Origin of the sequence: Streptomyces sp. NBC_01210 (genome assembly GCF_036010325.1) — a bacterium.
GTDB lineage: Bacteria > Actinomycetota > Actinomycetes > Streptomycetales > Streptomycetaceae > Streptomyces.
In genome coordinates this window covers 3095095-3107128 of sequence record NZ_CP108549.1, presented here as the reverse complement: position 1 = coordinate 3107128, position 12034 = coordinate 3095095, and the positions used below count along the sequence as shown (strand labels likewise).

The 12034-nt window shown below is 70.7% G+C and carries 11 protein-coding genes; 6 read left to right on the top strand and 5 right to left on the bottom strand.

The window, feature by feature from the left end; translation table 11 throughout:
• Positions 1-21: 21 nt before the first annotated feature.
• On the top strand, positions 22-1251 hold the full coding sequence (locus tag OG735_RS14060) for a sensor histidine kinase (RefSeq protein WP_327323514.1): 1230 nt from the start codon (positions 22-24) through the stop codon (positions 1249-1251).
• On the top strand, positions 1248-1916 hold the full coding sequence (locus OG735_RS14055) for a response regulator transcription factor (RefSeq protein WP_327323513.1): 669 nt from the start codon (positions 1248-1250) through the stop codon (positions 1914-1916). Before OG735_RS14060 ends, OG735_RS14055 begins: the two co-directional genes overlap by 4 nt.
• Positions 1917-2155: 239 nt before the next feature.
• Here the strand turns inward: OG735_RS14055 and OG735_RS14050 are convergent, their stop codons facing one another.
• Positions 2156-3517 carry an FAD-dependent oxidoreductase gene (locus tag OG735_RS14050; RefSeq protein WP_327323512.1) on the bottom strand — a complete coding sequence of 454 codons (1362 nt, stop codon included), beginning with the start codon at positions 3515-3517 and terminating at the stop codon, positions 2156-2158.
• A 497-nt stretch (positions 3518-4014) separates the two neighbouring features.
• On the opposite strand from OG735_RS14050, the gene OG735_RS14045 reads away from it, so the two are divergent.
• Positions 4015-4851, top strand: a complete 837-nt coding sequence (locus OG735_RS14045) for a hypothetical protein (RefSeq protein ID WP_327323511.1) — start codon at positions 4015-4017, stop codon at positions 4849-4851.
• Between the two features lie 44 nt (positions 4852-4895).
• Here OG735_RS14045 and OG735_RS14040 read toward each other — a convergent pair whose 3' ends face one another.
• Positions 4896-7424 (bottom strand): SpoIIE family protein phosphatase, encoded by a 2529-nt coding sequence (locus OG735_RS14040; protein ID WP_327323510.1) that lies wholly within the window; start codon positions 7422-7424, stop codon positions 4896-4898.
• A 158-nt stretch (positions 7425-7582) separates the two neighbouring features.
• On the opposite strand from OG735_RS14040, the gene OG735_RS14035 reads away from it, so the two are divergent.
• Genes OG735_RS14035 through OG735_RS14025 form a run of 3 tightly spaced genes read left to right on the top strand, consistent with a single transcriptional unit; the run spans position 7583 to position 9510 of the window.
• Complete coding sequence (locus OG735_RS14035) at positions 7583-7852, top strand: DUF1905 domain-containing protein (RefSeq protein ID WP_327323509.1); 270 nt, start codon at positions 7583-7585, stop codon at positions 7850-7852.
• Between the two features lie 45 nt (positions 7853-7897).
• Entirely contained in the window at positions 7898-8650 is a 753-nt protein-coding gene (gene recO / locus OG735_RS14030) for a DNA repair protein RecO (protein ID WP_327323508.1), read from the top strand.
• A 14-nt stretch (positions 8651-8664) separates the two neighbouring features.
• A complete protein-coding gene (locus tag OG735_RS14025; RefSeq protein ID WP_327323507.1) occupies positions 8665-9510 on the top strand; it encodes an isoprenyl transferase in 846 nt (281 codons plus the stop codon).
• 363 nt (positions 9511-9873) lie between these two features.
• Here OG735_RS14025 and OG735_RS14020 read toward each other — a convergent pair whose 3' ends face one another.
• Genes OG735_RS14020 through OG735_RS14010 form a run of 3 tightly spaced genes read right to left on the bottom strand, consistent with a single transcriptional unit; the run spans position 9874 to position 12020 of the window.
• Entirely contained in the window at positions 9874-10311 is a 438-nt protein-coding gene (locus tag OG735_RS14020) for a Fur family transcriptional regulator (protein WP_327323506.1), read from the bottom strand.
• A 54-nt stretch (positions 10312-10365) separates the two neighbouring features.
• Entirely contained in the window at positions 10366-11259 is an 894-nt protein-coding gene (locus OG735_RS14015; protein WP_327323505.1) for a metal ABC transporter permease, read from the bottom strand.
• 2 nt (positions 11260-11261) lie between these two features.
• Positions 11262-12020 (bottom strand): metal ABC transporter ATP-binding protein, encoded by a 759-nt coding sequence (locus OG735_RS14010; protein WP_327323504.1) that lies wholly within the window; start codon positions 12018-12020, stop codon positions 11262-11264.
• Positions 12021-12034 lie beyond the last annotated feature (14 nt).

Here is a 12034-nt window from a genome sequence, read left to right as displayed (position 1 = left end):
CGTCTACCGGAGGATGGACCCGTGCAGCAGCCACAGACAGCCGCCCGCCCCCGGCTCGGGGAGCGCGTCCTCACCGCCGTGAGCCGGGATCCCCTCACCTCGCCGCACCGCGCGCGCAACGACGCCGTCCTCGCAGCCGCCGTGGGCGCGCTCGCGCTCGTGCTCGCGCTCACCGTCCAGTCAGGGCGCCGGCCCGACGCGCTCGGGTGGGTGCTCCTGGCCGGCAGCGTCGTGGCCCTCGCCTGGCGGCGCAGCCGGCCCATGGCCGTCCTGCTCGCCGTACTCCTGTGCATCGTCCCGTACCACGCCGCCGACAACACCCACATCGCGCCCGTCCCCGGCTCGCTGCTCGCCCTCTACACCGTCGCCGCCACCGCCCGCCCCCTGCACACCCTCCTCATCGGCATCGGTGTGATCGGCGCCGCGGTGACCGTGATGTTCCAAGTCGACTCCCACCAGGGCCTGGAGACACTGCGCACCTCCGGCTGGATCCTCGCCGTGCTCATCTTCGGAGTGGACGTGCGCACCTACCGCCGCTACATCGCCTCCGTCGTCGGCCGCGCCGAACGCGCCGAGCGCACCCGCGAGGAGGAGGCCGCCCGCCGCGTCGCTGAGGAACGCCTGCGCATCGCCCGCGATCTGCACGATCTCCTCGCCCACTCCATCACGCTCATCGGCGTGCAGACGTCCGTCGCCTCCCATGTCCTGACCGTCGATCCCGACCGGCTCGACCGCGCCGCCATCGCCAAGGCCCTCGACGACATCACCGACACCTGCCGCACGGCCCGCGGTGAACTCCGCACCACCCTGGAGGTGTTGAGGGCGGACGGCTCGGACGGCTCGGACGGCCCGGACGCCGCCGGCCCTCTGCCCGATCTGTCCGCGCTGCCCGGTCTCGTACGGGCGGCAAGGGCGGACCTGGAGGTGCGTACGGGCCGGACGCGCATCGCGCCCGCCGTCGAGGCCGCCGCGTACCGCATCGTGCAGGAGTCGTTGACCAATGCCGTACGCCACGGCGGCCCCGGCGTCCGCATCCGCGTCGCGGTCGCCGCCGCCGACGGCCACCTCCGTGTCACCGTCACCGACGACGGCACCGCCCCCGGCGCCACCGAAGGCTCCGGCTACGGCATCGTCGGGATGCGTGAGCGCGCCCGCAGCGTCGGGGGGACACTGGCAGCCGGCCCGCGCGACGGCGGCGGGTTCGAGGTCGCGGCGGCCCTGCCGCTCCAGCAATCGGAGGCCCTGGCATGAGCGTCATTCGAGTACTGCTCGCCGACGACCAGAGGCTCGTACGCGCCGCCTTCGCGATGCTCGTCGAGTCCGCCCGCGACATGGAGGTCGTCGGCCAGGCGGGCACCGGCGCCGAGGCCGTCGAACTCGCCCGCACCGAACGCGCCGACCTCGTCGTCATGGACATCCGCATGCCCGAACTCGACGGCATCGAAGCGACCCGCCTGATCGCCGCCGACGACGACCTCGCCGGGGTCAAGGTCCTGGTGCTCACCACGTACGACACCGACGAGCACATCGTCGAGGCGCTGCGCGCGGGCGCGTCCGGCTTCCTGGTGAAGGACACCAAACCGGCCGACCTCCTCGCCGCGATCAGGACGGTGGCGGCGGGGGAGTCCCTGCTCTCCCCGGGCCCCACGTCCAGGCTGATCGCCCGCGTGCTGCGCGCCCCGTCCGATCCGCCCACCACCGGCGGCCCGGACGGCCTCTCCGAGCGCGAACGCCAGGTCCTCGCGCTGGTGGCCCGGGGCCTGAACAACACCGAGATCGCCGAGAGGCTCGGCCTGAGCCCGCTCACCGCGAAGACCCATGTCAGCCGGATCATGGGCAAGTTGGGGGCCCGGGACCGCGCCCAACTGGTGATCGTGGCGTACGAGTCGGGGCTGGTGGTCCCGGGCGACGCGTAGTCGGTGACCGGGGGGGCGGCTCCGCGGCGCGGATGGGGGCTTCGCCCCGGCCCCGTACGCGACCTTCGGCCGCGTGTCCTCAATCGCCGGACGGGCTTGAAGGTTCTGCCCGTCCGGCGGAAAATCCAGCCTCGCCGGCGTTTGAGGCACGGGGTCCGGGGCGGAGCCCCGACAACGGGCCGGGCGATCCAGCCCCGCCGGCGATTGAGGCGCGGGGTCCGGGGCGGCGCCCCAGTGGCCTACGCCTCGCTCGACCGCAGCATGCCCTCGCGGTCGACGATCTTCACGCGCTCGCGGCCTTCCGCCGCACCCAGCGCGCGCTCCGCCTCGTCCAGGCGGTGCCAGCCCTCCCACGTCGTGTAGCGAACGCCCCTGCCCTCAAGGAAGTTGACGACCGCCTCGGGGCCCGGCGCGACGGGCGTGTGCAGGCGGCCATTGCCGTGGTCGTCCAGCAGGTTGGCGACCGTCTCGTTGGCATCGCCCTTGGTGTGGCCGATCAGGCCGACCGGGCCACGCTTGATCCAGCCCGTTACGTACGTCGACTGCATGTGCTCGCCGCCCTCGATGACCCGGCCGCCCTCGTGCGGGACCGTGCCGGTGAGGAAGTCGAAGGGGAGCTTGGGCAGTTCGTCGGAGAGATAGCCCACCGCCCGGTAGACCGACTGCACGTCCCAGGTATGCATCTCACCCGTGCCGGTGACATTGCCGGTGCCGTCCAGCCGGGTGCGCTCCGTACGCAGCCCGACCACGCGGCCGTCCTCGCCGACGACTTCGGTCGGGGACTCGAAGAAGTGCAGGAACAGCTTGTGGGGCCGGTCGCCGACATCCCGGATCGCCCAGTTCTCCAGCGTCTTCGCGACCATGTCGGCCTGCTTGTTGGCCCGGCGGGTGGCGATGCTGCCCTCGTCGTAGTCGATGTCCTCGGGGTTGACGATGACCTCGATGTTCGGGGAGTGGTCGAGCTCGCGCAGCTCCATCGGGCTGAACTTGGCCTGCGCGGGGCCTCGCCGCCCGAACACATGCACCTCGAGGGCCTTGTTGGCGGCGAGGCCGTCGTACACATTCGGCGGGATCTCGGTCGGCAGCAGCTCGTCCGCGGTCTTCGCGAGGATACGGGCCACATCCAGGGCGACATTGCCGACGCCGAGCACGGCCACCTTCTCCGCGTCCAGCGGCCAGGTGCGCGGCACGTCCGGGTGGCCGTCGTACCAGGACACGAAGTCTGCGGCTCCGTACGAGCCGTCCAGCTCGATGCCGGGGATGTCCAGGGCCCGGTCCGCGTCCGCGCCGGTGGAGAAGATCACCGCGTCGTAGAACTCGCGCAGATCGTCCAGGCCGATGTCGCTCGGGTAGTCGACATTTCCGAAGAGACGTATCTGCGGCTTGTCCAGGACCTGGTGCAGGGCGGTGACGATGCCCTTGATCCGCGGGTGGTCGGGCGCGACGCCGTACCGGATCAGGCCGAACGGCGCGGGCATCCGCTCGAAGAGGTCGATGGAGACGCCGGGCTCGACTGCGGCCTCGGACTTCAGCAGTGCGTCGGCGGCGTAAATCCCGGCGGGGCCGGCACCGACGATCGCGATCCGCAGAGGGCGGGGCATGAATGTTCCCTTCGAACGAGGTCCACGGGGCGTGACCCGGTGAGTGAGACGGCCCGGCGCGTGCGGAGCGAGCCGACTCTCCTACGCCACCCTGGCAACGGCGCTCCCACCGCGGTACCCGCCCTGTACCTATGAACCCATAAGCCTGATCTATGACCCGGCACCCGGGAGGGGGCGGGGTAAGGAAACCCTAACCTCCCGCTCGCGGGCCGCCCGCAGGGCCCCGTCCCCGGCGTCCTGCGGGCCCACGACCAGCTCGCCCGTTTGGACCTGGACACCTGTATCGGCCGTCGCCGACAAGGTCGAGGCCGCCATGCACCGCAAATGGCTGGGCCGCCTCGGCGCGGTGGATGTCTTCACCCGCGAGAACGCGCTGACGGTGGCGCTGTCCCAGATCGTCGACGCCCCGCGCGACATCTGAACCCCTGTAGCGCGGCGGGGGATCTGGCCGCACCCTGGAAAACCAGGAGGATCTGCCCGGCGAAGGGGCCCCCGCAATGAAAGCTGTCGCAGGCACGGCACCCGGCGGCCGTCTCGCCGCCGCGCTCGAGAGCCCGATCGTCGCGATGTCCCCGTGGATCATCTTCTCGGTCCTGGTCGGACCGGGCCGCTTCGAACTGGCGGTGGGCCTCGCCCTCGCGGTGTCGGTGGCGCTCCTCATCGCGGCGCGGATGCTCTACCGCGGCACCTCGCTCAAGATCCTCGAGGTGTCGGACGTCGTCTTCTTCGCCGTACTGACCGCCGTCGGAGCCGCCTCCTCGCCGGGCACCCACACATGGCTGGAGACGTATGCGGGCGAGATCTCCAACCTCGCGCTGGTGGTCATCGCCTTCGGCTCCATGGCCGTACGGGTGCCCTTCACGGTGCAGTACGGACGGGAACGGGTCAGCCCGGAGTACTGGAGGTCGCGGGAGTTCCTCCGTATCAACTATGTGATCACCGGCGTCTGGGGCACGGCCTTCCTCGTGGCGGCCGTCGCGGGCGGCTTCGGCGACCTTGTCCTGCACAACGCGGACAACCTCTGGACCGCGTGGATCATCCAGATCGGGGCGATCGTCACCGCGCTGAGCTTCACCGAGTGGTACCCACAGGTCGTCCGCAGCCGGAACGGCACCGGTGAGCCCCCGCCGGTGCGCAACCTGCTGATCCCGCTGGCGGGCCTGATCATCCCGGTGGGCGTCGTCTCCCTGATCTTCGACGCCGCGGCGTCCTGGTTCGGCGTCGGGCTGATCTTCATCGGGATCATCCTGGCCCGCGCCATCAACAAGGACGCGGAGATGACGCCGCCCGGCGCCGGACACCCTCGGCGAAGGCGGTCCAACCGGCGGCTCTGATGACGAGGACGGGGCCGAGGGGGGGGTCTGGTGCCCGCTTCTGCTCACCCGGCGGGGGGCGTGGGCCGCGAGGTGTGGGTGTACATGGTGAGGAGCAGCGCGATGTCGTCCATCCGGTTCGGGGACTGGCGGGCGTCCCGCAGGAGTGCGTCGGCCAGTTCTTCCAGGGAACCCGCACCGGCATGGGCCAGCGAGGTCCGCAGCCTGTCCAAACCCACACCGATGTCGGACTCGCGTGACTCGATCAGTCCGTCCGTATAGAGGGCCAGAACCGAGCCGGGCAGGAGAGTCAGCTCCGATTCCGGGTAGTCGGCGGCGCGCTCCACTCCGAGTAGCGGACCGCCCGGCAGATCCAGGATCTCGGTGTGTCCGTCGGGCCGGCGCAGCAGGGGCGGGCAGTGGCCCGCGCGGACCACGCGCGCGACTCCCGGACCCGGGTCGAGGAGGACGTAGCAGCAGCTGGCGAGGAGCCCGGGGTCGAGGTCGAGGAGCAGCCGGTTGGTACTGGCGATCACATCGCTCGGTCGGTGGCCTGCGGACGCGAAGGCCCGTACCGCGCTTCGCAACTGGCCCATGGTGGCTGCGGCGGCGACGTTGTGGCCCTCGACGTCTCCGACGACCAGCACGACGCCGCGGTCGGTGGGGATCACGTCGTACCAGTCGCCGCCGATGTCCATCCCGCGGGTACCGGGCAGATACCGGCCGGTGACGCGGATACCCGGCAGTGTGGGCAGTCGGTGCGGAAGCAGCGCGTTCTGCAGGCCCCGGGCGAGGGTGAATTCGGCGTCGTAGAGCCTGGCTCGTTCCAGTGCCTGGGCGATCAGCCCGCTCAGCGCGGTGAGGAGGCTTCGTTCCTCGTCGGAGAACCGATGGGCCTCGTCGAAGCCCAGGATGCAGGCACCCACGGGGCGGCTGGAGGCGATCAGGGGCAGGAACACAATGGAGCTGGACTCGGCGTGGAGCTCGGGATAGGCCCGCAAGAACTCTTCCCGTGATTCGATGAACAGCGGGGCCCCGGAGGTCAGCGCCCCGGTCAGGGGTCCCCGGCCGTGATGCAGCGACCTGCCCTCGAACCGCTCCAGAAAGCTCTCGCGGTAGCCACGCTGCGACAGCAGGCGCAGGTGCCCCTCGTGCACCACGTATATCGCCAGTCGATGACCGCCGACGGCGGGCAGGAGCTGGTCGGCGACGACATCGCACACTTCGCGGGCGGTGACCGCCTCGGTCAGGGCGCTGCTCATCTGAAGGACGCGATAGATGGCGCCCAGGCGCGTCGGGGCGGGCCGCGACGAGGACGGGGCGGCCCCTCCTGGCTCCGCGGGGGGTGCTCCGGGCTCGGCCTCGGCCGGGACCGGCTGTCCGGCCGGCGCTGCCCAGCCGGTCATGCCCTGCGCATCCGGGCGGAGCGAGAACACAAGCCACTGGTCGGGGGATTGGGCCAGGAAGGAGACGGGCTGTTGGGAGACCCTGGCGGCCCGGAAACGGTCTTCGTAGGCGGGATCGGCCAGCCATGGCAGGACGTCCCAGGGGCGTCGGCCCACCAGATCCTCCCTGCGTACGCGCAGCAACCGCACCAGAGTGTGGTTGGCGTAGGTCACACGACCCTCTCGGTCGAGCGAGAAGAAGCCGTCCGTGAGACGTTCGATCGCCGCGACGGCGGCCGTACCGGCCCCGAGGTCAAGGACCCCGCCCACCAGATGGGGCCGCGCCTCCCGGCCGGCGGCGGTCCCGGGTACCCGGCCCCACAGCCCGATGGTGCGGTGACCGCCGCCCTTCTCCGGCACGCGCATGTCCCGGGCGAGGACGCGGCCCTCCTCGACCGCGGTACGGGCGGCAGCCCGGAAACCGGGACGGTCCGCGAGGTGCACCTGGGCCGCCAGCGTGGCCGCTCGTCCGTCGTACTCGTCCGGGGCGAGGCCGAAGATCGCACACAACGTGGCATCGGCTTCGAGGGCTCCGGTGTCGAGGTTCCAGTCGAACAGGCCTACCCGTAGCGCCGAGGCGGAAGGTACCGGGACCTCCACCGGAACGGTCTCCATGTCGCACCCGACGTCGGCGCCGCGCGCGGTCAGCTCGGCGAGCGATACGCCGAGGCGGCCGGCCGCGGTGCGCAACTGCCGTCGCTGCGACTTGGACAGCCCTTTTCCGTCGGCCCTGGCTGCCCACACCACGGCCATGGACCCAAAGGTCTCCTGCCCCGCCGTGACCGGTACGGAGGCGGAGCCGAAAGGGTAGGGCAATGCCACTGCGAGCTGAGGAAATCGCCGCATGGTCTCATCGGCGTCGACCAGATGGACCGTCCGCCTGGAGCGGAACGCCTCCGCCACGGGGATGGGACTGTTCACAGGAATCCGCCGCCAGCCGCCGAGCAGGGAAGGCGGCATACCGGCCGCTGCGGCGAGTACCAGCGTGTGACGGTTGCGCGAGATCAGGAACACACTCCCCGCATGGGCCCCGGTCACCTCGACGGCTTTGAGGACGGCATCAGTCAGTACGTCGTCACGCTCCGCCGCACCTTCAGCGCTCGTAGTGCCGAAGGGGTGCGTACTCGACCTGGTATCGCTGGACGACACGCTGGCCCCGATCGCTGCAATGGTGGCGTGGCCTGCACGTCAGAGGTGTTTGTCCAATTCTTCTATGGAATGGTTCATCGCGAAACCCGACCGGACCTGCTCCGCCAGGCATCCAGGGGGGTGCGATGAGTCCGGCCGCCTCGCGCCGTCATATCTGTATGGACAAACAATTCAGCGCAACGCTGCAGAAGAGCCCTGCGAAGGGCGGCTGGACCTATCTGGTGTGGCCCGAGTCGGTCGAGTACTTCGGCACCCGGGGCCTGGTCAAGGTCCGGGGCACGATCGACGGTCACCCGTTCCGGAGCTCCTTCATGGCTCTGGGCGACGGCACGCACAAGCTGCCGGTCAAGGCCGACGTACGCAAGGCGATCGGCAAGGAGGCCGGAGACTCGGTGACCGTATGCCTTGAGGAGCGCGTGGAGGATTGACCATCCGATGGCGGTGGGCGGCACTCCGTACGGGACAATGACCGCATGAGCCTGTTCCGTGACGACGGCGTCGTCCTCCGCACCCAGAAACTGGGCGAGGCCGACCGCATCATCACGCTGCTCACCCGCAGTCACGGCCGCGTCCGTGCCGTCGCCCGTGGCGTCCGGCGCACCAAGTCCAAGTTCGGTGCCCGGCTCGAGCCCTTCTCGCACGTCGATGTGCAGTTCTTCGCGCGCGGCAGCGAACTCGTCGGCCGCGGGCTCCCGCTCTGCACCCAGAGCGAGACCATCGCTCCGTACGGCGGCGCCATCGTCACCGACTACGCCCGCTACACCGCCGGCACCGCCATGCTGGAGACCGCCGAACGGTTCACCGACCACGAGGGCGAGCCCGCCGTCCAGCAGTACCTTCTCCTCGTCGGCGCCCTGCGCACCCTCGCCCGCGGCGAGCACGCCCCGAATCTCGTCCTCGACGCGTTCCTGCTGCGCTCCCTCGCCGTCAACGGCTACGCACCCAGCTTCGACGACTGCGCGAAATGCGGCCTGCACGGGCCGAACCGGTTCTTCTCCGTCGCCGCCGGCGGCGTCATATGCGGCGACTGCCGGGTGCCCGGCAGCGTCGTACCCTCTGCGGAGGCCATCGGGCTGCTCAGCGCGCTGCTGACCGGTGACTGGCCGACGGCGGACGCGTGCGAGGCGCGCCACGTCCGGGAGGGCAGCGGGCTCGTGTCCGCCTATCTGCACTGGCACCTGGAGCGCGGCCTGCGCTCGCTGAGGTACGTCGAAGTAGAGAAATAGGAGATGTGAACCGCATGGCACGACGCGGAATCCTGGGCCGGTCCCGCCGCGAGTACAAGGTCCCCGAGCCGCACCCCTCCGGCGCGCGCCCGCCAAAGATCCCGGGCGAGCTGGTGCCGAACCATGTGGCGTGCGTCATGGACGGCAACGGCCGCTGGGCCAAGGAGCGCGGGCTGCCGCGCACCGAGGGGCACAAGGTCGGCGAGGGCGTCGTCCTCGACGTACTCAAGGGCTGCATCGAGATGGGCGTCAAGAACCTCTCCCTGTACGCCTTCTCCACCGAGAACTGGAAGCGCTCGCCCGACGAGGTGCGCTTCCTGATGAACTTCAACCGGGACGTCATCCGGCGCCGCCGCGACGAGATGGACGAACTCGGCATCCGTATCCGCTGGGTCGGCCGGATGCCGAAGATGTGGAAGTCGGTCGTCCAGGAGCTCCAGGTCGCCCAGGAGCAGACCAAGGACAACGACAAGATGACGCTGTACTTCTGCGTCAACTACGGCGGCCGCGCGGAGGTTGCGGACGCGGCGCAGGCCATCGCGCGCGATGTGGCGGCGGGCAGGCTGGACCCGTCCAAGGTCAACGAGAAGACTTTCGCCAAGTACCTGTACTACCCGGACATGCCGGACGTGGACCTGTTCCTGCGCCCGAGCGGCGAGCAGCGCACCTCCAACTACCTGATCTGGCAGAGCAGTTACGCCGAGATGGTGTTCCAGGACGTGCTGTGGCCGGACTTCGACCGCCGCGATCTGTGGCGTGCCTGCCTGGAGTACGCGCAGCGCGACCGCCGCTTCGGCGGCGCGATCCCGAACGAGGAGCTCGAGGCGATGCGGGGGCGGCCCGAGGGCACGTCTGCATGAGCGGGGGATTTCCCCCACCCCGCCCCTTCCCGAAACTGGGGGCGGTGCCCCCAGGCCCCCTGTTGAGGGAGCTGACGCCCCCGCACCCCGGAGCGGCAGCTTCGCGCCGCAGAGCGCAGGCGCGGGGGCGTTGGGGGCCGGAGCCCCCACACCCGCTTACGGCAGCTTCGTGCCGCGGCCGCAGGCAGCGGGTCCCACTCCGAGTGGGAGGACGTTGGGGGCTGACGCCCCGACACCCCCGGTGCGGCGGCGGCTTCGCGCCGCGAACCCGGGGGCACCGAACGCCGACGGGCGCCCCAAGGGCCCCCGCCCCGCCCCGGGGCGTCGGACCTCAAACCCGGTCCGCCCTCCGTCCAGGAGCCGTCAGCCCTCCGCCGAGGAGCCCGCGCACTCCGCGCACGTACCGAAGATCTCCACCGTGTGCGCCACATTCACGTACCCGTGCTGCGACGCGATCGTCTCCGCCCACTGCTCCACCGCAGGCCCCTCGACCTCGACGGCCTTTCCGCAGACCCGGCACACCAGATGGTGATGGTGGTCGTCGGTCGAGCAGCGCCGGTACACCGACTCGCCGTCGGACGTGCGCAGCACATCCACCTCGCCCGCGTCCGCGAGCGACTGCAGCGTGCGGTAGACCGTCGTCAGGCCCACCGAGTCGCCGCGGTGCTTGAGCATGTCATGCAGCTCCTGCGCGCTGCGGAACTCGTCCACCTCGTCGAGCGCCGCCGCAACCGCGGTCCGCTGCCGGGTCGACCGGCCCCGCACTGGGGCTGCATTTCCGCCGGTTGGCGCCGTCGCCACAGGTGCCTCCTCGTTCGCCCGCACATATGTCGGGCCATTCTGCCAGGCCTGAGCTCAGACCTTGACGTCGGCGCCGGGCCGTCGCGTGCCGGGCATGTCCACGGTGCACTCCGCCCCGCTCGCCTCCAGTGTGCGCGCACGCCGCCTCGCCAGGGGTGCGGCGAGTGCGGTCAGCACCACGAAGATGCCGATGGCGAGCAGCACTATCGTCGCGCCCGGCGGCACATCCTGGTAGTAGGAGGTGGTCGTTCCGGCCAGTGCGACCGTCACACCGATCCCCACCGCCAGCGCGAACGTGGCCTTGAAGGACCGCGAAATCTGCTGCGCCGCGGCCACCGGCACCACCATCAGCGCGCTGACCAGCAGCAGCCCGACCACCCGCATCGCCACACTGACGGTGACCGCCGCGGTCACCGCGATCAGGAGATTCAGCGCACGCACCGGCAGACCGGTGACCCGCGCGAACTCCTCGTCCTGGCTGACCGCGAACAACTGCCTGCGCAGCCCCAGCGAGACCAGCACCACAAAGGCGGCCAGCAGCAGAATCGCGGTGAGGTCCGCGTCGGAGACGGTGGAGAGCGAGCCGAACAGGAACGAGCTGAGATTGGCCGTGGAGCCGGTGTCCGAGAGGTTGATCAGCAGCACACCGCCGGCCATACCGCCGTAGAAGAGCATCGCCAGCGCGATATCGCCGCGAGTGCGTCCGTACATCCGGATCAGTTCCATGGTGACTGCGCCCACGATCGAGACGAGCGTCGCCATCCAGATCGGGTTGGTCGACAGCAGGAAGCCGAGGCCGACACCGGTCATCGCGACATGGCCGATGCCGTCGCCCATCAGCGCCTGGCGGCGCTGCACCAGATGGATGCCGATGGCGGGTGCCGTGATGCCGACCAGCACGGCCGCGATGAGCGCCCGCTGCATGAAAGCAGTGTCGAGGATTTCCATGATCAGGTCAGCAGTCCCGTGCGGAGCGGCTCGTCGGCCGCGTGCGGATGTACGTGGTCGTGGCCGGGCAGCGCATGCTGGCCCACGGCCTTCGGCGGCGGCCCGTCATGGACCACACAGCCGTCGCGCAGCACCACCGCGCGGTCGATCAGGGGCTCCAGCGGTCCGAGCTCGTGCAGGACCAGCAGGACTGTCGTCCCGGCCGCGACCTGCTCGCGCAGTGTTCCGGCGAGGATCTCCTGGCTGCCCAGGTCGACGCCCGCCATCGGCTCGTCCATGATCAGCAGTTCGGGCTCGGAGGCGAGCGCGCGGGCTATGAGGACCCGCTGGTGCTGGCCGCCGGAGAGCGCGTTCACGGAGTCCTTGGCGCGGTCGGTGAGCCCGACGAGCTCGATGGCGCGTTTGACGGCGGCCCGGTCCGCGCGGGACTCCCGGCCCAGCCTCGTACGCGACAGCCGGCCCGAGGAGACGACTTCGCGCACCGTCGCGGGCACACCGCTCGCGGCGGTCGTGCGCTGCGGTACGTAACCGATGCGCGCCCACTCGCGGAAACGGCGCAGTTCCGTGCCGAACAGGGCGATCTCGCCGCCGGTGAGCGGCACTTGGCCGATCACGGAACGCACGGCCGTCGACTTCCCCGAGCCGTTGGCGCCGAGCAGGGCGACGACCTCACCGCGCTGGACGGTGAGGTCGATGCCGCGCAGTACCGGGCGCGAGCCGAGCGTGGCCTGGGCCCCGCGGACGGATATGACGGGCTCCATGTCTCGGGCCTCCG